The sequence below is a fragment of the Pseudoalteromonas pernae genome (assembly GCF_039831865.1).
GTDB classification, from domain to species: Bacteria; Pseudomonadota; Gammaproteobacteria; order Enterobacterales; family Alteromonadaceae; genus Pseudoalteromonas; species Pseudoalteromonas pernae.
Genome location: NZ_JBDODM010000005.1, coordinates 18,856 through 38,495 on the forward strand (window position 1 = coordinate 18,856; position 19,640 = coordinate 38,495).

The 19,640-nt window shown below is 46.7% G+C and carries 19 protein-coding genes; 4 read left to right on the forward strand and 15 right to left on the reverse strand.

Going from position 1 to position 19,640, the window contains the following annotated elements; genetic code table 11:
- Positions 1-3: 3 nt before the first annotated feature.
- The 9 genes from ribH to V1358_RS12690 form a co-directional block, all read right to left on the reverse strand.
- The gene (gene ribH / locus V1358_RS12650) at positions 4-468 is read right to left on the reverse strand and encodes a 6,7-dimethyl-8-ribityllumazine synthase (protein WP_347390682.1); all 465 of its coding nucleotides are present in this window, start codon (positions 466-468) and stop codon (positions 4-6) included.
- Between the two features lie 132 nt (positions 469-600).
- A complete protein-coding gene (gene ribBA, locus V1358_RS12655; protein ID WP_347390681.1) occupies positions 601-1,707 on the reverse strand; it encodes a bifunctional 3,4-dihydroxy-2-butanone-4-phosphate synthase/GTP cyclohydrolase II in 1,107 nt (368 codons plus the stop codon).
- 17 nt (positions 1,708-1,724) lie between these two features.
- A complete protein-coding gene (locus V1358_RS12660) occupies positions 1,725-2,381 on the reverse strand; it encodes a riboflavin synthase (protein ID WP_347393761.1) in 657 nt (218 codons plus the stop codon).
- A 2-nt stretch (positions 2,382-2,383) separates the two neighbouring features.
- Positions 2,384-3,541 carry a bifunctional diaminohydroxyphosphoribosylaminopyrimidine deaminase/5-amino-6-(5-phosphoribosylamino)uracil reductase RibD gene (ribD, locus tag V1358_RS12665; RefSeq protein ID WP_440589899.1) on the reverse strand — a complete coding sequence of 386 codons (1,158 nt, stop codon included), beginning with the start codon at positions 3,539-3,541 and terminating at the stop codon, positions 2,384-2,386.
- Positions 3,531-3,980 (reverse strand): transcriptional regulator NrdR, encoded by a 450-nt coding sequence (nrdR, locus tag V1358_RS12670; RefSeq protein WP_347390678.1) that lies wholly within the window; start codon positions 3,978-3,980, stop codon positions 3,531-3,533. Before nrdR ends, ribD begins: the two co-directional genes overlap by 11 nt.
- A 197-nt stretch (positions 3,981-4,177) precedes the next feature.
- Positions 4,178-5,434, reverse strand: a complete 1,257-nt coding sequence (glyA, locus tag V1358_RS12675; protein ID WP_347390677.1) for a serine hydroxymethyltransferase — start codon at positions 5,432-5,434, stop codon at positions 4,178-4,180.
- 195 nt (positions 5,435-5,629) lie between these two features.
- Positions 5,630-8,716 carry an error-prone DNA polymerase gene (locus V1358_RS12680; protein ID WP_347393763.1) on the reverse strand — a complete coding sequence of 1,029 codons (3,087 nt, stop codon included), beginning with the start codon at positions 8,714-8,716 and terminating at the stop codon, positions 5,630-5,632.
- Positions 8,716-10,125, reverse strand: a complete 1,410-nt coding sequence (locus tag V1358_RS12685; RefSeq protein ID WP_347393764.1) for a Y-family DNA polymerase — start codon at positions 10,123-10,125, stop codon at positions 8,716-8,718. The genes V1358_RS12680 and V1358_RS12685 overlap by 1 nt, the downstream gene beginning before the upstream one ends.
- Positions 10,125-10,841, reverse strand: coding sequence for a hypothetical protein (locus V1358_RS12690; protein WP_347390674.1), 717 nt, complete (start codon positions 10,839-10,841; stop codon positions 10,125-10,127). The genes V1358_RS12685 and V1358_RS12690 overlap by 1 nt, the downstream gene beginning before the upstream one ends.
- Before the next feature lie 227 nt (positions 10,842-11,068).
- Between V1358_RS12690 and V1358_RS12695 the strand changes: the two genes are divergently transcribed.
- Entirely contained in the window at positions 11,069-11,527 is a 459-nt protein-coding gene (locus V1358_RS12695; RefSeq protein ID WP_347390673.1) for a globin family protein, read from the forward strand.
- A gap of 75 nt (positions 11,528-11,602) precedes the next feature.
- Here the strand turns inward: V1358_RS12695 and V1358_RS12700 are convergent, their stop codons facing one another.
- The 6 genes from V1358_RS12700 to V1358_RS12725 form a co-directional block, all read right to left on the reverse strand.
- Positions 11,603-12,058, reverse strand: a complete 456-nt coding sequence (locus V1358_RS12700) for a DUF2541 family protein (protein ID WP_347390672.1) — start codon at positions 12,056-12,058, stop codon at positions 11,603-11,605.
- An 87-nt stretch (positions 12,059-12,145) separates the two neighbouring features.
- Positions 12,146-12,940 (reverse strand): PhzF family phenazine biosynthesis protein, encoded by a 795-nt coding sequence (locus V1358_RS12705; protein ID WP_347393906.1) that lies wholly within the window; start codon positions 12,938-12,940, stop codon positions 12,146-12,148.
- Between the two features lie 53 nt (positions 12,941-12,993).
- The gene (locus V1358_RS12710) at positions 12,994-13,674 is read right to left on the reverse strand and encodes a hypothetical protein (protein ID WP_347393765.1); all 681 of its coding nucleotides are present in this window, start codon (positions 13,672-13,674) and stop codon (positions 12,994-12,996) included.
- A 92-nt stretch (positions 13,675-13,766) separates the two neighbouring features.
- Positions 13,767-14,597 carry a cobalamin-binding protein gene (locus tag V1358_RS12715; RefSeq protein ID WP_347393766.1) on the reverse strand — a complete coding sequence of 277 codons (831 nt, stop codon included), beginning with the start codon at positions 14,595-14,597 and terminating at the stop codon, positions 13,767-13,769.
- The gene (gene cobO / locus V1358_RS12720; protein WP_347393767.1) at positions 14,597-15,193 is read right to left on the reverse strand and encodes a cob(I)yrinic acid a,c-diamide adenosyltransferase; all 597 of its coding nucleotides are present in this window, start codon (positions 15,191-15,193) and stop codon (positions 14,597-14,599) included. Before cobO ends, V1358_RS12715 begins: the two co-directional genes overlap by 1 nt.
- Before the next feature lies 1 nt (position 15,194).
- Entirely contained in the window at positions 15,195-16,649 is a 1,455-nt protein-coding gene (locus V1358_RS12725; protein ID WP_347393907.1) for a cobyric acid synthase, read from the reverse strand.
- A gap of 34 nt (positions 16,650-16,683) precedes the next feature.
- Between V1358_RS12725 and V1358_RS12730 the strand changes: the two genes are divergently transcribed.
- From V1358_RS12730 to V1358_RS12740, 3 genes are read left to right on the forward strand one after another with little or no spacing between them, the layout of a single operon-like run.
- Positions 16,684-18,018 carry an SAM-dependent methyltransferase gene (locus tag V1358_RS12730; RefSeq protein WP_347393768.1) on the forward strand — a complete coding sequence of 445 codons (1,335 nt, stop codon included), beginning with the start codon at positions 16,684-16,686 and terminating at the stop codon, positions 18,016-18,018.
- The gene (locus V1358_RS12735; RefSeq protein WP_347393769.1) at positions 18,011-18,979 is read left to right on the forward strand and encodes a methionyl-tRNA formyltransferase; all 969 of its coding nucleotides are present in this window, start codon (positions 18,011-18,013) and stop codon (positions 18,977-18,979) included. The genes V1358_RS12730 and V1358_RS12735 overlap by 8 nt, the downstream gene beginning before the upstream one ends.
- A gap of 11 nt (positions 18,980-18,990) precedes the next feature.
- Positions 18,991-19,572, forward strand: a complete 582-nt coding sequence (locus V1358_RS12740) for a phage tail protein (protein ID WP_347393770.1) — start codon at positions 18,991-18,993, stop codon at positions 19,570-19,572.
- Positions 19,573-19,640 lie beyond the last annotated feature (68 nt).

Below are 19,640 nucleotides of genomic sequence, written 5' to 3' on the forward strand. Positions count from 1 at the left end.
CCCTTAAATTTTGTCTAAAACATTAACCATTTCTAGGGCACTTAGAGCAGCTTCGCCACCTTTGTTACCCATTTTTGTACCTGCACGCTCAATCGCTTGCTCGATGCTTTCAGTGGTAAGAACACCAAATGCAACCGGTACATCATACTCTAGCGATACTTGTGCAAGACCTTTGTTTGATTCGCCTGCAACAAGATCAAAGTGTGGTGTTCCACCACGGATGATCACGCCAAGAGCGATAATCGCATCAAACTCGCCTTTCGCTGCAATGCGCTTAGCGACAAGGGGTAACTCGACTGCGCCAGGAACGTAAACAACAGTGATGTCATCATCATTTACATTACCAGTGCGCTTCAATTCATCCACCGCACCATCAAGTAAGCTGCTGCCAATGAAGTCATTAAAACGCGAAATCACGATGGCAAATTTTTTGCCCGGTGCAAACTTGTTACCTTCAATAATTTTCATCTATAAACCTTAATTGATATTGCCAACGCGTGATGCGGGGCGAAATACGAATATCGCAAAATTGCCGCGCATCATAGCATAACTTTAAAAAAATAGCTGTATCACAATTGCATTTACCTACTGCAATTGGTTTTACTCAGGCTGTACGTAATCCACTACTTCTAGGTGGAAGCCTGATAACGCATGATACTTCTTCGGCATGCTCATCAGGCGCATTTTAGTAATACCTAAATCAGCCAAAATTTGTGAGCCAATACCTACGGTACGCGAAGTACCTTGAATCTTTCTATGGTTTGCTGGTTTACCTTCATCTTCCAAGGCAAACGCTTTGACCATCGCTTCGATATCTTCGCTGCATTCTTGTTTGCCAAGGATAACCAACACACCGTCATTTTTCGCAATATAGGCCATTGCATTTGACAGCGTCCAGCTGCGGTCAGCACCGCGGTCTGATAATAGAATATCGTTGAAGGTGCTTTGCAAATGTACACGCACAAGCGTTGGGTCAGTAATATCACCTTTGACTAGGGCGTAGTGTAATTGGCCGTCGATAGTGTCTTTGTAGGTCACCAAGTCAAACTCACCATGCTCGGTTGGCAATTTACATTGCGCTACTTTTTCAATCGTGGTTTCGTTAAGGTTGCGGTACTCAATTAGATCCGCGATGGTGCCCATTTTTAGGCCATGCTCTTTGGCGAACACTTCCAATTCAGGACGACGCGCCATGGTGCCATCTGGGTTTAAGATTTCAACAATCACAGATGAAGGCTCAAGCCCTGCTAGACGCGCTAAATCACAACCTGCTTCGGTGTGTCCTGCACGAGTTAGAATACCACCTGGCTGTGCCATAATTGGGAAGATGTGACCCGGCTGCACGATATCTTCTGGCACTGCACCTTTTGCTACAGCGGCTTGTACTGTGCGCGCCCGGTCAGCTGCAGAGATACCGGTAGTCACGCCCTTTGCAGCTTCAATCGACATAGTGAAGTTAGTAGAGAACTGCGCACCGTTATTTTTAACCATCAGTGGAAGCGCTAACTGTTCACAACGCTCCTGAGTAAGGGTTAAACAAATGAGGCCGCGGCCATAGGTGGCCATAAAGTTAATCGCGTCGGCACTGATGTGCTCAGCAGCAATAATTAAATCACCTTCGTTTTCACGATCTTCATCGTCCATCAAGATGACCATTTTGCCATTTTTAATGTCTTCGATGATCTCAGCTGCAGTATTCAAACTCATATCTTGCCCATTATGTGTTATTTGATGAATCCGGCTTGTACCAACAAGCTCTCGGATACAGATGATTCTTGCTTCGGAGCTTGAGCTCCTTGAATAAGGCGTTCTAAATAACGCGCTATTTGGTCAACTTCTAAATTAACCTTAGTGCCAACTTGAAATTCGGCAATGGTGGTTTGCGCCAAGGTGTGCGGCACAATCGTCAATTTAAACTGGTTAGCGTTAATGTCGTTCACGGTTAGACTTGCACCATCAATGCACACCGAGCCTTTATACGGAATGTATTTCATTAACGATTCAGGCGCTTCGAGCCAATATTCAATCGCCCGTGCATTTGGGGTCACTTTCACCACTTCAGCGATGCCATCAACATGACCGGAAACAAGGTGACCACCCAAGCGCGAAATTGGCTGTTGCGCTTTTTCTAAGTTCACGCGCTGACCACGTTGATAGTGAGCAAAGCGCGTTAACGATAAGGTCTCTTTTGAGACATCGGCGCTGTAACCATCAGCGAACTTTTCAGTCACGGTCAGGCACACGCCATTGGTAGCAATACTGTCGCCTAGCGCTACATCACTCATATCGAGATTGTCGCTGTGTACGCGCACTTTTAAATCGCCATCAACTAAGGTCAAGGAACTGAGCGTTCCTGTTGCTTCAATAATACCGGTGAACATGGCTACTCTACTCTTGGTTGTTCTAGGGTAAGGCGAATATCTTCACCAATGGGTGTAATATCGCTAAATTGCATGGTGGGCACATCCTTCATCGCAGTAAATGGCCCAATATTTATCAGCCCCGTGGCAGTAGTGCCCATTAACTTTGGCGCAATATAAACGACATACCGATCAATTAGGTTTTGCTGAGCCATGGCACCCGCTAATGTTGCCCCCGCCTCTAGCCATACGGAATTGATTTCTCGCTCAGCCAGTAATACTAAAAGCGCAGCTAAATTAACGCGGCCATCATCCATGCCATCACAGCTTAATTCGGTTACATTGTTGGGCCACTGCGGTTGTTTATCAAGCTCTTTCACACAAACATTCGCTGTGCGTGAACGCACGATAATAATCTCACCGGGCTCTTGGAATAATGCTAGATCAGGAGTGAGCCGATATTGACTGTCGATTATTACCCGCACAGGTTGGCGCACCTCAGGGAGTACGTACTGTGCACGCGCTTTTTCATCTAAACGCACATTCAGCTTTGCGTTATCAACTAACACCGTGTCTGCGCCACTTAATATTGCGCAGTGCTCAGCTCGCCATTGCTGCACATCGGCGCGGGCAATAGGGCCTGTGATCCATTTACTTTCGCCATTGCCTAACGCAGTTTTACCGTCAATACTGGCAGCCAATTTACAGGTCACAAATGGCTTGTTACTGCGCATGCGCTTTAAAAACCCGCGGTTTAGTTTTTCAGCTTCAGTTGCCAATAAACCTGAGGCCACTTCAATACCAGCATCAGCCAGCATTTTCATGCCTCTGCCACTGACTTGTGGGTTGGGGTCTTGCATAGCGCAAATGACTTTAGCGACGTTAGCTTTGATGAGCGCGCCCGCACACGGACCTGTGCGTCCAGTGTGACTACACGGCTCCAAAGTGACATACGCAGTTGCGCCTTGGGCGTTATCACCGGCGGCTGCTAATGCGTGGACTTCGGCATGTGGTGTTCCGGCTTGCAGATGAAAGCCTTCGCCTATGATTTGGCCATCTTTAACCAGTACACAGCCCACATTAGGATTTGGGGTCGTGGTAAAACGGCCTTGATATGCGAGCTCAATGGCTCTTTGCATATAGCGCGTATCATCAGCGCTGAAGGTCATATTAGTCTCCAAGGCGGGCGATTTCTTCACCAAACTCGCGAATATCTTCGAACGAACGGTACACCGATGCGAAACGCACGTAAGCCACTTTGTCTAAACCTTTAAGGGCTTCCATGATGCACTCACCGATTAGTTGTGAGCTGACTTCTCGCTCACCGGTGGCGCGAATTTGGGATTTGATTTGGTGCACGACTTCATCGACTTGTTCTGTTTTTACTGGTCGACGTTCCAATGCTCGGTGTAGGCCATTTTGTAATTTGTCTTCATTGAAAGGTTCGCGTGAACCATCACGCTTGATCACCCGTGGCATCACCAATTCTGCACCTTCAAATGTGGTAAAGCGCTCATGGCAATCAATGCATTCGCGACGACGACGAACTTGATGCCCACCACCAACTAAACGTGAGTCGATAACCTTGGTATCTTTTGCGCTGCAAAAAGGACAATGCATAGTGAACGGGTTTCCTTTAATAACAAAGTAGCTTCAATTGCAGCCCGGAGTCGTCAAGCGCCGCGATATGGGCGCCTGTTGTTATTTCTCGATGCAGAGATTGAGGCAAAAGCCACTCAACCTAAAATGCAAAAAAGGCCGCAAAAATTGCGGCCTTTATAATACACAAACATTTGTGTAATAGCTATTTTGTGCCCTTATGCGTAAACAGGGAACTTAGCACAAATTGCTTTTACTTTTTCTTTCACTTGCGCCTGAACTTCAGTGCTTTCGATGTTATCTAGCACGTCACAGATCCAGCCAGCTAGCTCTTTTGCTTCAGCTTCTTTGAAACCACGGCGAGTGATTGCTGGAGAACCAATACGTAGACCTGAAGTTACAAACGGCGAACGCGGGTCGTTTGGTACTGAGTTCTTGTTAACTGTGATGTTTGCGTTACCAAGCGCTGCATCCGCATCTTTACCTGTGATGTCTTTGTCGATTAGGTCAAGAAGGAATAAGTGGTTGTCAGTTTTACCTGATACTACTTTGTAGCCACGCTCTTGCAGTACCGCTACCATCGCTTGCGCGTTAGCAACTACTTGCTGCTGGTACGCTTTGAATTCTGGTTGAAGTGCTTCTTTGAAAGCAACCGCTTTAGCAGCGATTACATGACATAGAGGGCCACCTTGACCACCAGGGAATACAGCGCTGTTTAGCTTTTTGTAGATCTCTTCATCGCCACAGTTAGACACGATTAGACCACCACGAGGGCCCGCAAGCGTTTTGTGTGTCGTTGTTGTGATTACGTGTGCATAAGGAACTGGGCTTGGGTATACGCCAGCTGCGATAAGACCCGCAACGTGTGCCATATCAACGAATAGGTATGCGCCTACTTTGTCAGCGATTTCACGGAAACGTGCCCAATCTACGATACCTGAGTACGCAGAGAAACCACCGATAATCATTTTTGGCTTGTGCTCAAGCGCTAGCGCTTCAACTTGATCGTAATCGATTTCGCCAGTTTGCTCGTTTAGGCCGTACTGAATTGCGTTGTACGTTTTACCAGAGAAGTTTACGTGTGCACCGTGAGTAAGGTGACCACCGTGCGCTAGGCTCATACCTAGAACAGTGTCGTGTGGCTGAAGTAGCGCTTGGAAAACAGCAGCGTTAGCTTGTGAACCTGCGTGCGGTTGTACGTTTGCGTACTCAGTGCCGAATAGCTCGTTTGCACGATCAATTGCAAGTTGCTCAACTACGTCAACATGCTCACAACCACCGTAGTAACGCTTACCTGGGTAGCCTTCTGCATATTTGTTGGTTAGCTGTGAACCCTGCGCTTCTAGTACGCGTGGGCTACAGTAGTTTTCAGACGCGATAAGTTCAATGTGCTCTTCTTGGCGAGCCACTTCTGCGTTCATCGCATTCGCTAATTCTGGGTCAAAATCTGCAATGTTCATGTTACGTTCTAACATGCTGTCTCCTAGGTGCAACGTAATTGTCGGATATGAAAGGCCGTTATTGTACGCGTAAACGGCGCGTTTGCCTATTGGCTATACGTGAGCTTATTTAAACAGGGATTGAATTTTTTTCACACCCTTAAAAGAATGATATTTTTTAATCGAATACATTTATTATCAAAATCAATTTTAACTTTAATATTTCTATATTTAATGAAAAAAGCGACTTTTGAGAATCAAGGCGGGTAACTTATCGCTGTGATCAATGAGTCGTCCAGCAATTACATGCACCACCCCTTTGTGATGTTCAACCACGCCTTTGACTTCCAGTAATCGTGCCGTCAAAAACGCTTTTTGCTGCGCCTTAGCCGTTGCCAGCCACACCACCACATTGATATTGCCAGTTTCGTCTTCAAGGGTTAAAAAAGTTACTCCCGCAGCGCTGCCCGGTGATTGCCGCCCAGTGACTAAACCTGCAATGGTCACGCTAGCGCCATTGCGACATGAAATAAGCTCATTGGCTTTCTTAGCGTGATTAAATAACCCATGTTGGCGCAAATGCACTAGGGGATGCGCGCCCATATTCACTCCCATGCTGGCATAGTCTTCGAGGGTATCTTGAATTTCATTGGGAGCAACCAGCATAAGATCTGCCTGTGATTCGTCATCATCCGTTGCAAACAAAGGCAAACGCTGCTGCTTATCCATTATTTGCCAGCGACTGTTGAAACGGTCTTTGGCAATAGCGGCTAAGGCATTACTGCTGGCGAGGGTTTCGAGTTCAGCCTCACTTAAACCACGATGATAGAGCTCAGTGATACTGCGATAGCCTTGTTCAGGTCGATGGGTAATAAGTTTTTCTGCACTGTGGGCACTGAGACCTTTGACACAACAAAACCCTAAGCGCACGGCAAAACCCTCACCGTGGCGTATTACTTGATGCTCCCACGCGGAGTGATTTACATCTACAGGCAGTATGTTTACTCCGTGGCGACGGGCGTCTTGCACCAGCTGGTCAAGAGAATAAAAGCCCATAGGCAAACTGTTTGCCAAGGCACACAAAAACACCTCTGGATAGTAGTACTTTAGATAGGCAGAAACATACGCCAACACTGCAAAACTGGCGGAGTGCGATTCAGGAAAGCCATATTCACCAAAGCCACAAATTTGCTGATAAATACGCTCGGCAAATTGGTACTCGTAACCGCGTTTAAGCATGCCATCAATGAGTTTTTGCTTAAATTGCGTGAGTTCCCCATCGCGTTTCCACTTTGCCATTGCGCGGCGTAATTGGTCGGCTTCACCGCCACTAAAACCCGCAGCAACCATTGCTACCTTTATTACCTGCTCTTGGAAAATAGGCACCCCAAGTGTGCGCTTTAATACTTGCTCTACTTGCTTTGATGGGTATTCAACCGCTTCTTCGCCATCACGACGGCGTAAATAAGGGTGCACCATATCCCCTTGAATTGGCCCTGGGCGAACAATGGCTATTTGAATGACTAAATCATAATAACAACGAGGCTTAAGACGCGGTAACATGCTCATTTGTGCCCGCGATTCGATTTGGAAAACCCCCACAGTGTCTGCCCGTTGCAGCATTGAATATACCTGCGGGTCATCACCCAAGCGGGTGATGTCAGCAATGTTAATGCGGTGCTGATAATGCTGCTCTAGCAATTTAAAACTACGTTGAATGGCACTGAGCATACCTAATGCCAACACATCTACTTTTAACAGCTTTAAGCTTTCTAAATCATCTTTATCCCATTGAATCACCGTGCGCTCAGCCATGGCCGCATTTTCCACGGGCACCAACTCGTGCAAAGGGCCTTGGGAAATAACAAAGCCTCCCACATGCTGAGATAAATGTCGTGGAAAGCCTTTTATTTCATCAACCAAATGAAAAAAATGCTGATTGATTTTAGCTTCTGGATCGAGCCCTAATTGCACCAACTGTGCTTGCCACTGACCACCACCGTGGCGGCGATTAAGCTGCTTAATGTAGTAATCCAGTTGAGTTTCAGTGAAGCCCAGCGCTTTACCCACATCGCGTATGGCACTTTTTAAACGATAGGTGATCACCGTTGCTGCTAGTGCAGCACGTTGACGGCCGTATTTTTGATAAATGTACTGGAACACTTCCTCGCGACGTTGATGTTCAAAATCCACGTCGATATCAGGGGGCTCATTACGCTCTTTGGAAATAAAGCGCTCAAACAGTACATCGATTTGCCGTGGGTCGACCGCCGTAATTTCAAGGCAATAACAGACCACGGAATTAGCTGCTGAGCCACGGCCTTGGTAAAGAATATCGCGTTCCTTGGCGAACTGCACAATATCCGCGATAGTGAGAAAGAAAGGCTCATAGCCTTGCTCGGCTATCAGGGTTAATTCTTTGTTTATGGTGGCTTGCACATGCGCTGGCGTGTTGCCGTTAAAACGTTTTTTCGCCCCTTGCTCCACCAGATTCTTTAAATGTTCACTAGCACTGAGCCCTTTTGGCACTAATTCGTGTGGATATTGGTAACTGAGTTCATCAAGATTAAACGTGCAACGCGCTGCAATGCTCTGTGTTTGTGCTAAGTGCGCCGCATCAAACAGCTTTGCAAGCTTAGCTGGCTCACGTAATGAGCGCTCGGCATTAGCCAATAAATTTTGCCCCAGCGATGCCACCGTTTGCCCGTGCTTAATAGCGCTAAGCACATGCTGCAAAGGTAAGCGATCAGGGCTGTGCATCAACACCGCACCAACAGCCACTTGAGGTATTTGTAACTGTTCGCTAAGGGTATGTGTGTAGGCTAGCTGCTCAGGTTCAAAACTGCTTAATTCACGGCGCACACCAATATAAAGCTGCTCGCCATAATGGCGTTTAAGCCAAGGGCCCCAGTGCTTATCTGCCATTTTAGCTTCATCGTTTTGCCCGTGTACCAACCAAATCAAAATACACCCTTTGAGTGTTTTTAAATCCCATTCGCTCAGCTGGTATTGGCCTTTTTCACAGCGCCTGCGCGCATTGGTGATCACCCGGCATAACTGGCTGTACGCGCACAACACTACCAGCTCAAGTTGCTCATAACACAGGTAACTACCGACAATAAGCTTGATAGGAAGTTGCTGCTCTTTGATATAACTGTGCGCCCTCACCACTCCAGCAACGGAGCATTCATCACACATAGCCAGCGCGCCATAACCCAGCTCGGCCGCTTTGGCGACTAGCTCCTCCGGATGAGAGGCGCCGGTTAAAAAGCTGAAATTACTTTGGCTAAATAGCTCACTGTAAGTAGGCATAGTCATTACGCGAAGTAACCTTGCACAAACCACTGTTGTTGTTTGTCTTTGAATACCCAGCACAACTGCCCTTGGTTGTTTTCACCCACATAATAATCACGCTCAACTTGTTCTTGCTGCCACCAGTGGCTTTGAATGCGCTCAGGACCGCGCAAAATACATAAGGGCTCAGTCAATGCTGTGGGCGTAATTAAAAAATTGGGCCGTAAGTATGGAGCTGCTTTTTGCTCAATAGCCGTGTTAACTGCATGCAAAGTGCTCTCTTGCACTTGTGCATATTCGGGAATATGTGCACGCCCTTGTAACAGCCGATAACAACGCTCTTCACCTAAGCGCGTATGTAACACACTCAGTAATTGCTGCCTTGCAAGGCCTTGTTGACGCTTTTCAAACAAATTACGACTACTGCCATCCACCGTGACAAATTCATCGCACTGCAAACGCACAGCGATTACCGGTGCTGTTAGTTTCAAAGCGTCGAGCTTAATCGTTAGCAGCCGTAACCAAGGAGCCAGTTGGGATTGTGGTTCCACACTTTGCAAAATAAGGTTGAGCTGTGGTTGCTCGCGAAACAACAAGGTAAAAGTGAGTTGTTGGGTATGCCATTGATGCTGGCGTAAGTACACGCAAATCCGCTCACACAGTTGCGTTAAAGGAGTAAGTAAACGGGCGCTATCTTCTATCTCGAAGTTAAGCTCTTGAGTTTCGCTAAAATATTGCGCGGGTTGGTAAAAGCGATAATAGCGCGACTTTTTGGGCAAGCTGGCGCGCTGCAATTGCCCACGCAAACGCGTGAGGTAATCCACCAGCTCGTAATGAAAGCGCTGACGTAATTGCGCTAAAGGCAGTGCGAGCAATTGCTGAGTTGTATTTATTCCCAAACGGGCGAGTTGCTGTTTGTGCTCATCACTGAGCAGCAACGCTTGCACCGGCACTTGAGCCAAACGCTGTGCACACACTTGTTCGTCATCACTAATAAAGTTAGCTTTGTAACGCGCCAAAACTTCCGCCGCTTCCATGCTGCTGGCACAGGCATAGTAAAACTGCGGTACAAAAGCCCGAATGGTCGGCGCTAAGGCATGAAAAAGCGCCTCATTACTTGGGTAGAGCACACGCATACTGGCAGCTGCAAAAATAAGACAATCACTGGCGCATAAAATAATGTCTCCTGTGAGTTGATAGCACTGTGCCGCCAATTCTTGCAGTTGTTGCTGCTCGACATTTTGCTCATAAGGATACACATGCAATGCACCACACAAAGCGGCGGCACTGGCCAGCCCCATGCCTTGTTTTACACCCTGTTTATGTGCCGTTTCATTTACCTGAACAATGCGCTCTTTAGCCACCAAAACAGCGGGCTCTGTTAATTCTCTGCGCTGCAGTTGCAAATGCTCACAGTACACCGCCAAATACATTAACCCACCTCATAATGCGTAGGCTCAGCGATTGCATTAAGGGTGTGTAGAGCGCCCTGCTGAACACGTTGCGAGTAAAGTAAAAACGGCCATAACTGGGTTCTATCTAGGGTAATTTCACCGCGGGCAAAGCGCCCTTGCTGACGCAACAGAGTCACCTTCAACTGTTGTGACTGTTGGCATAGCTGCATACTCATGTGCACGGGCAAAGCCGACGTTTGGCTGTGATAATTCACCAGTACCAGAAGCGCTGCCGATTGTTGGCAAGCAAGATTAAAACGTCGTGCTTGTGCGAAGGATAAGCCTTGATGCCACAACCACACCAAGGCACAACTGCTACTGCGCGCGCACTGCTCTGCAGCCCATAATGCATGGGCGTCATTTTCAGGACGTAAGATCACCACACGGTCTAAACTAACATGCTGCGCCAACAACCACTCAATGCAAGGTTCTGCCGGTGGGTTTATCAACACTACCATACCCTCTTGCTGCGCTTTGGCGAACATGCCTTGCAACAGCGTAAATTCACCAATGGCTGGCTCTGATTGTAAGTTAATCACGCCACTTGTTGGCCAGCCGCCACCGAGCAGTTGATCAAGCTGAGTAAACCCCGTACTCAATAAGGCGCATTGCTCATGATTGGCTTCTTGCAAAGACCCTTGATTGGCACTGAAGATCAGTCCTTGATGGTGCATCGCTGCTAAAGTTGTGTTCATCCACACCACCTCTTAAAAACACTGTATATAAATACAGTATATATTATTTTTAGCGATGCACAAACGCTCAAAGACTCCTTTGTATCAATGACGATTTTTCCCGCATAAAGCCTTATTTAGGAACCATAACAGAAACAAAATCCGATATTTATCATCTACCTACGCGATTTCTAATTATTCATCTATAGTCAGATTAGTTATGCCGATTCAACCACCTAGGAAAACCTATGAGTCTGAGTGCACGTGATAAGCAATTGATTCAAAGTAGTTTCGCTAAAGTTCTGCCTATTGCAGATAAAGCCGCAGAAATATTTTATAAAACGCTGTTTAGTTATGACCCGAGTTTGAAGCACCTTTTTAAAGGCGACATGAGGAAGCAAGGGCAAATGTTGATGTCGACACTCAAAGTGGCAGTAGATGGGTTGGATGATCTCGAGGCAGTGGCTGGAGTCTTGCAAAAGCTTGCTATTCGCCACGTGGATTATGGTGTAAAAATGGAAGATTACACCCCTGTTGGCAACGCCTTGTTGTTTACCTTAAAGCAAGGACTTGGCAAAGATTTTACACCACAAACACGCCAAGCTTGGAAGAATGTATATCAACTCATTGCCGATGTAATGCGCTCCTGTGCGTATCCGAACTTTGATAAAAAGACGTTTAAAAATAACAAAGTGTATTATCGCTGAGCCAATCAATATGCTTGCTATGTAATAAAAAAAGGAGATGCTTATCACCTCCTTTTTTAACCTGCTAACGCGGTATTAGTCTTTACCCTTGTCTTTGTCTTTTTCAGCTTTTTTGCCGAGAATTTCCACTTCTGCTTTTTCCGTAACACCAGCAATACGCGTTGCGGTCGAGCCGACAGATTCATATTTCAGCTTAATTTTATCGAGCTTTGCACCGTCTTTATTGGGAATATTAAGGCTGCGAGAAGACATTCCCTTATTGAGTATGCCTAGGTTATCGAATTCTTTCTGTTCACCGTCAGACATATACACAGTGATCTTCTTGAGATTCACAGTACCATTCGTGCACTTAATTTTGATGTGGCTAAAGTGCGTGTCGGCAAAAGGCGACATAGGATTAACGGTATCGGTTTCTGACTTAAAGCTGACTTTCTTTTCGGCTATTTTTTCCCATTCATCATCGCCTGCATGGGCGCTAAAGCCAGAAAAAGCCAATACAGTACCCAATAAAATAGTGCTTACAAACTTCATACGAGTGTTTCCCTTTTCGTTACGAATTTAGACATTTAAGGTATAGCACATGAAGGCGACAAACTGTAGCGACCTCACTGATTCTGTTTAGGAAATAAAAAGACGGCCTTTTAGATACAGCTGCCCATAGCCAGAAACTAAAACCCGCTCCGCACACAACTGACAATATAGCTCACCACCGCGCTCTGATAATTGCCGAGCACGCAAATTAACCTGCCCAAGTTCATTAGCCCAATAAGGTGTTAAACCCGAATGAATTGACCCCGTCACGGGATCTTCATCGCCGCCATTAACGGGCCAGAAGTAGCGCGATACAAAATCAGCGGTCTCCCCCTTGGCGGTAACTACCACATCATAGGGGGCCAGTTGCTTGAGCAACCCACTGTTGTAACGAACGTGCTTTACTTCTTCTTCACTGGCTAGCACCGCGAAATAAGCTTGGCGGTTACGTAACACTTGCTTTGGTGCGATAGACAACCCCTCTCGCAACGCGTTGGGCACTTCGCTAAGTGGCTCTGGGCACTGGTTTGGGAAACTCATTTCAATACGACCATCATTAAGCTGGTCAACAAATAAGGTGCCTACTTCCTGAGTGATAAACTCAATGCTGCCTTGGTAACCTAATTCATTAAAAATGACATAGGCAGAGGCTAAAGTCGCATGGCCACAAAAGTCGATTTCAGTCACAGGAGAAAACCAACGAATTTCATACTGGCCATGTTGACGTCGTTTAATAAATGCCGTTTCCGATAAGTTATTTTGTGCCGCAATTTTCTGCATGACAGCAGGCTCAAGCCAGTGTGTGAGTGGCACTACAGCTGCTGAGTTACCGCCAAATTGCTGTTGTGTGAAGGCATCAACAACGTAGATATCGAGTTCCATGTTATTCATGATTGTGAGTTCCTTGTAATTCATGTCACCGCATTAACAGCAGCTTATTCCACTTTAGGTAACTCTACATTACTCACTTCTGTGTATGGTGATAATTGAATTAATTTTGAGTAAGCTTTACCGTCATGCTGATAAATCACCATCATGCGGTTATCACTGACTAAATCGCGGGAAATAATGCGGTCATATGCGCTGAGCACACGCTGATAATTATCGCCATTGGGCTCACTGATATACAGCGATGCTGCGTCTTCTTTGCTCAATTTGTTGTCATTATTGGTGTCTTTGGCAATCACTTTATAGAAAATCGCTTTGGTGGGACCTTCATAGTCATAGCCAGCAGGGAATAAAGTGATATCCAAAATAAGGCGGTCGACTCCTTTAAACAGCCAAAACGCACTGTTGTCTTGGGTATTTAAAAACAATACATTTTTTGATGCATCGCCATAATAGCCTCCTCCAAACATGTCATAAGACTTGGATGCAAAAACTTCGACATCGACATTTTCCACTTCTTTGTTTTCAGACACCAAAGGCAACAGGATAAAATCGCCTTTATTCAGGTGCATGGGTCGGCCAATCACCCACTTCTCTTTACCCTGAGGATCGTCAGCTAGGTTTTCAACCGGGGGCGCGGCCTGTATATAGTTAGTACGTAGCATTTGCGAAATAGCTTGATAACCAACAGCTAGCAAAATCAATAATACGGTACCAAGGATTAACACCCCATTGATTCACCACACCAGTTTAAAGAATTTATTATTTTCCATAACGCCCTTTCCTTTTTGTGTCTTTCGTTGAGATAACAGTCGCTTACTTAATGCGGGTTGATGGCCTCACATAAACTCTCAACGCCATCGAGTATACGTGTGCTATAACGATGCAATAAGTTAGCATCAATAGCGCGAATAGCGTTATTTTTCACCGCGGGAATGCTCTGCCACTGCTGCCAATCCACCGCTTTTTCCTGCGCGGCTTGTTCTGATGTCACCACAATCACATCCGGTTTAGCAAGCACCACGTGCTCTAGACTGATTTGAGGGTAGTCGGTGATGTTATCTGCAAAGGTGTTATCACCACCACAGAACTCAATTGCTTTGCCAATCAAGGTGTTGTTGTTCACCGTCATCATTGGCGTAGGCCACAACTGATAAAATACCCGTGGGCGGGAAGATGAGCTATTGGCATACTCTTTTTGCAACACATCTAAGCGTGTTTCATAGGCAGACGCCAGTTGCTGCGCTTGATGTTGACGTTTCGTCAGCTCACCAAGTTTGCGAATTTCCACAGCGATATCGGCGAGGCTTTTAATTTCACTCACATACAAAGGCACACCTAATCGTTGTAGCGCTTCGATATCAGCAGCTTTGTTGCCCCCTTTCCACACCACTACCAAGGTGGGGTTCAATGCCAGCACCTTTTCCAGTTGAATACCTTGGTGGCCACCGATGCGCATAATGTTATTAGCGGCCTCAGGGTAATCGGCATAGTCCACCGTAGCCACCACATCATCACCTGCACCAATAGCATAAAGGTTTTCAACAATATGCGGAGCCAAGGCAATGATGCGCTGTGCTTTATCTTGCGCTTGAGCCGTCGCTACAGATAAAGCTGAGACGACGAGCAATACGTAACAATAAACACGCATTAGAAATCAAACCCCGCACGCGCTTTCACGCCGCTGTCAAACGCATGTTTAACGTTACGCACTTCACTGACTGTATCCGCCAATTCAGTCAAGCGACGATGCGCGCCACGGCCAGTAATAATCACCGATTGCATTGTGGGGCGATTCGCAAGGGCTTCAAGCACCTCATCTAAGTCGATATAGTCGTAGCTAACCATGTAAGTCAGCTCGTCGAGCAACACCAGATCGATGTTGTCATCAGCGAGAAATTGTTTCGCCTGTTGCCATGTGGCCTGGGCAGCTTGAGTGTCGGCTTCACGGTTTTGCGTTTCCCAGGTGAAACCTGTTTCCATCACTGCAAAGGGCACACCGACTTGCTCAAGTAAATTACGTTCACCACATTCCCATAGTCCTTTGATGAACTGCACCACCGCCGCTTGCTGACCATGGCCAACACAGCGAGCCACAGTCCCAAAACCTGAAGTTGATTTACCTTTGCCGTTGCCGGTAATGACTTGCAGCACGCCTTTTTCGATTTGCGCCTGCTCAATGCGCTGGTCGACCTGCTCTTTTACTTTTTGTTGGCGTTTTTTATGCTGTTCATTCTTATCCGTCATGCTACGACTCCATGATCGCTATAATTTTATTGATATCAAGATGTTGCTCACACACGTCTGCTAAACGCACAAGCTGCTGCTCGCGCTGCGCATTTAAATCGAAGGCTTGCCACGAGCGCGTATTATCAAGCCAAGATAGTACCCAATCACATCCTTGGGGGCTATCAAATAAGCCATGCACATAGGTGCCCGCAATTAAGTTATCCACAGAGATAAAGCCATCGTGCCATTGCCTGTCATCGTGTGATAATTGGAACAAAGGCATATCAAATGCGGCGCCAACGCTACGACCACAATGAATTTCATAACCGCAAAGTTGTGCATCTTCACATATCGCGGTCACTTGGCGGATGATTTTATCGCGCTGTAAAGTCGTGACGAAATCAGCTAAACCAAGGCCAAAAACTGCCCCTATTGTCGATTCAACCTGTTCAGGGTCATCGATGCGTTGCCCTAACATTTGCATGCCACCACAAATACCCAGTACTTTGCCACCGTATCTGAGATGGCGCTGAAGATCATCATGCCAGTGTTGCTGACGTAAAAACGTTAAATCGAATAGCACGTTTTTGCTGCCGGGAATGATGACTAAATCACACGCCGGTATACGTTGCCCCATGCGCACATACTGCACGCGACACTGAGGGTGATGTCGCAAGGCATCAAAATCGGTGTGGTTACTGGTGTGGGGAAGCAATAAAATGGCGATATTCGCCGCTGCCTCATCATTGCTATTGTGCTCATCAATGGCATCTTCGGCATCAAGCGCTAAATCATGAATATAAGGAAGTACGCCCAACACCGGCTTTTGCGTATATTCTTCGAGCCACGCTAAGCCACTTTCCAACAACCCTAAATCACCACGAAAACCATTAATAATAAATCCTTTAACACGATTTTGTTCTGACTCACTTAATAGCGCCAAGGTGCCCACAAGATGCGCAAATACACCGCCTTTATCTATGTTGGCCACCAGCACAACTGGGCAATCCACTTCCTCGGCAAAGCCCATGTTGGCCACATCACCCTCACGAAGGTTAATCTCCGCCGGGCTACCTGCACCTTCAACTAGCACACAATCAAATTGTTGTACTAAACGAGTATGCGACGCCAATACAGCCTGCATCGCCACTTTTTTGTAATCCTGGTATTGCGCCGCTTCCATATTGCTAATGGGATGCCCATGTAAAATCACTTGTGCGCCGGTGTCGGAATTAGGTTTGAGCAAAATAGGATTGAAATCGACCTGCGGCGGTACTTTTGCAGCATAGGCTTGCAATGCTTGGGCACGGCCTATCTCTTCACCTTGGGCTGTAACGGCACTGTTAAGCGCCATGTTTTGCGGCTTAAAAGGCGCCACCCGTTTGCCACGATTCACCAATACGCGACAAAGCCCTGCTACCACAGTGCTTTTACCTGCATCGGAGACTGTTCCTTGAATCATCAACGTATTAATAACTAAACCCTTTTTATTAGGAGAAATATTTCATGTGATTACAGATCGTGGTAATCCCGCTGAGCGAGTATACGCTACTGACAGGGCAAAAAAACTGGAACCCGCCATGCAGGCTTTAAATAACCAAGCAACACCGCGCTATATCAACAAGGAAGATCAAGTCGCCAACTCAGTTGCTGGGATTTTTGCGCAGCAACGCAGCGTACTTAAACAACAACTAGCTAAACACAGTAAAACTGTCTTTCGAGGCGATCAATTAAGTGCATTAAGTGCTGCTACTGCGGCACATATTTTGGCCTCATCGCCAGATGACGTTTCAAGCATTGAGCCAAAGTTGCAGCAATTGTTTGCGGCCTACAAGGAGGTATACGACAGTGCCAACATTTCCAAAGCCGAACGAACCCAGCAATTTATAAGCAAGCATGGGCTAGTCATGTCACCCGATTATTGCATTCATACAATTAAAGATACACGCCGAGTGAGTGGCTTTATTCGCGCAATTGATAAAGCCATCTCCACGCTTCTACGCTGCGGCCAAGACAAGGTATTTATTGCCTACCCTGCGTGTGGACCTTTTGCTCCTTTACTGCTGCCACTTTTGAGCTACTACCGCCAGCAAGGCATTACTGGCAAGCAGCTACACATTACCTTTATCGATTTGCAACCCGGTGCGATTAAATCACTGCATAAACTCATGACTGAGATGCAACTGCAACAATTTGTGCAGCAAATGTATTGCGGTGACGCCTGTGATTACAATGCACCTATGCTGTTCGACATGGTTATTTGTGAAGCGATGCAACATGGTTTCAGTCGTGAAGGGCACCTCGCTATTGCCCAGCATTTTGCCAATCAACTCAGCATGACTGGCTACTTTATTCCCCAACAAATCGATGTGCACGCGATGCTCACCGTGGCACAAAAAGAATACGTAGAACAATGGCACAGTGAAGGGCTGGATGAATTAGCAATCAAACAAAAGCGTGCTCACATAGAAGACTTACGCACTGAATTAGGCATTGTTCTGTCACTTAGCGCGAGCACCTTAACGTGCATTGATAACAGGCAAGTTGCGCAGCAGTCCTTAATTACGGCAGGCAAATTGAAACTCCCTGAACTGCATGAACAACCACAAAAGCAGATCCTCTGTTTATACACCCATATCACACTGTTTGCAGATGAGAAGCTGAGTATGTATGACTCTGGCATCACCCACCCGCTTCCTGATCTCAGCGTCTGTGTTAATTTTATTCCCAAAGACCCAAAACCTGATGACACACTCGCTCAATCCGGCGACACCCTGAGTTTCTTTTACAGCATGAGTGGTTTGCCTGGGTTCATCGTCACGAAGAGTTGTCACAATGAGTAATCGACCTCGCGTTGTTATCTATGCAAGCAGCCTTTTTGCTTGGCCATGCATTCAAGCCTTGCATGAGGCAGGTTACCTCATTGGCGTGATAACCCCCGACCCACAGCAGCAAACAGGGCATCAAGCGCCTTTATTATTGCTACTGCATACACTCAAAATGCATCAAGTGCCCTTTGAGGCGGTATGCAAGGACAACCTCACGTTGATCCCAATCCACCTCGCTCACTTTGATGCAGACATCGCCTTGTGTATGACGTTCAGCCACCTATTACCCAAAGAAGTGTTACAACACTATCCTCTGGGGATTTATAACTGCCACGCCTCATCACTACCCGCCTACATTGGTCGTGACCCCATTTATTGGCAACTGCGAAATCAAGAGACGCACAGCGCTTTAACCTGGCATGCCATGAGCGAATACTTTGACCAAGGTGCGATAGTCAGCAAACTCGAATTGATCATCAACAGCGAAGACACCTATGCAAGTCTCACTCAGCGCTTTGCCTATTTGGCCCTAGAAAATCTCATGCCCCTGCTAGACCACGTCTGCAAAAACCCAGTTACTCACACGAGTTCGCTGCATGAAGTACGACCTATGGAAGCCCCAGCGCACATCGTTGCTTTGGATTTCAATTCCTTAGATGGATATGAAATCGATGCACTCACGCGCGCAAGTAACGGTCATTTTGGCCGTGTGATGCTGGAGATAAAAGGGATTGATGTTGAACTAATTCAAGCCACTGTGGTTGACTACCCCAGTTATGGCACCCCTGCAGGAACGGTAGTGATGGTGTCACAAACCCAAGGCTTAATCGTCAATACCAAACAAGGCTGTATCCGCTTAGATATCGTCGCCTGTGAGTTAGGCGTGCTCAGCGGCGACCGTTTAGCCCAATTAATAAACTTAGACGCGGGCGAGCAGTTACTGCGCTCGACCCACTGCTCTTTACAACATGCTTAAGGAGTAACCTGATGGAACCCTTCATTGCACAAATACAGGCATTTGGGTTCAACTTCGCCCCTCGAGGTTGGAATGAATGCAATGGCGCACTGCTGGCAATTAGTTCAAACCCAGCACTTTTTTCACTGTTAGGCACAACGTATGGCGGCGATGGGCGCGCGACATTCGCGGTGCCTGATTTACGCGGTCGAAATATAGTGGGACAAGGTCATGGCCCAGCATTAAGCCCCAGAAAAGCCGGAGAGAAATTCGGCAGCGAAACTCATCAATTAAACCACTGTGAACTGCCAACCAACGCAATATTAGCAGACTTAAGCGGTGTCACAGGTGTACTGAGCGCCGCTGCAAATGATGCAATAGTTGAAAGTTACCTACCCGAATCACAGCTTGCCTTAAGTCAACACCACAAAACAAAGAATAATGCTTTTTCGCCAGTCTCACGCCAAGGCGAAAACTATCGGGAAAAGGTTAAACAAACTGCACGCCCTGATAATTATTGCACTGGTGACGGAGCCGCTTTCAACATCATGCCACCTTGCCAAGTGACTAATTATTCTATTGCTCTATTGGGTATTTTCCCAACGAGGAACTAGACTCCATTAACAAACTAATAACGTTTGTTTTTCAGGGCAATTACAAAAGACAACCACTCAGAGGGACA

What these genes read in the sequence shown, in the direction of transcription:
- ribH (WP_347390682.1), bottom strand. Translation starts at nt 468, where the DNA reads ATGAAAATTATTGAAGGTAACAAGTTTGCACCGGGCAAAAAATTTGCC.
- ribBA (WP_347390681.1), bottom strand. Translation starts at nt 1,707, where the DNA reads ATGAGTTTGAATACTGCAGCTGAGATCATCGAAGACATTAAAAATGGC.
- V1358_RS12660 (WP_347393761.1), bottom strand. Translation starts at nt 2,381, where the DNA reads ATGTTCACCGGTATTATTGAAGCAACAGGAACGCTCAGTTCCTTGACC.
- nrdR (WP_347390678.1), bottom strand. Translation starts at nt 3,980, where the DNA reads ATGCATTGTCCTTTTTGCAGCGCAAAAGATACCAAGGTTATCGACTCA.
- glyA (WP_347390677.1), bottom strand. Translation starts at nt 5,434, where the DNA reads ATGTTAGAACGTAACATGAACATTGCAGATTTTGACCCAGAATTAGCG.
- V1358_RS12680 (WP_347393763.1), bottom strand. Translation starts at nt 8,716, where the DNA reads ATGACTATGCCTACTTACAGTGAGCTATTTAGCCAAAGTAATTTCAGC.
- V1358_RS12685 (WP_347393764.1), bottom strand. Translation starts at nt 10,125, where the DNA reads ATGTATTTGGCGGTGTACTGTGAGCATTTGCAACTGCAGCGCAGAGAA.
- V1358_RS12690 (WP_347390674.1), bottom strand. Translation starts at nt 10,841, where the DNA reads ATGAACACAACTTTAGCAGCGATGCACCATCAAGGACTGATCTTCAGT.
- V1358_RS12695 (WP_347390673.1), top strand. Translation starts at nt 11,069, where the DNA reads ATGAGTCTGAGTGCACGTGATAAGCAATTGATTCAAAGTAGTTTCGCT.
- V1358_RS12700 (WP_347390672.1), bottom strand. Translation starts at nt 12,058, where the DNA reads ATGAAGTTTGTAAGCACTATTTTATTGGGTACTGTATTGGCTTTTTCT.
- V1358_RS12705 (WP_347393906.1), bottom strand. Translation starts at nt 12,940, where the DNA reads ATGGAACTCGATATCTACGTTGTTGATGCCTTCACACAACAGCAATTT.
- V1358_RS12715 (WP_347393766.1), bottom strand. Translation starts at nt 14,597, where the DNA reads ATGCGTGTTTATTGTTACGTATTGCTCGTCGTCTCAGCTTTATCTGTA.
- cobO (WP_347393767.1), bottom strand. Translation starts at nt 15,193, where the DNA reads ATGACGGATAAGAATGAACAGCATAAAAAACGCCAACAAAAAGTAAAA.
- V1358_RS12735 (WP_347393769.1), top strand. Translation starts at nt 18,011, where the DNA reads ATGAGTAATCGACCTCGCGTTGTTATCTATGCAAGCAGCCTTTTTGCT.
- V1358_RS12740 (WP_347393770.1), top strand. Translation starts at nt 18,991, where the DNA reads ATGGAACCCTTCATTGCACAAATACAGGCATTTGGGTTCAACTTCGCC.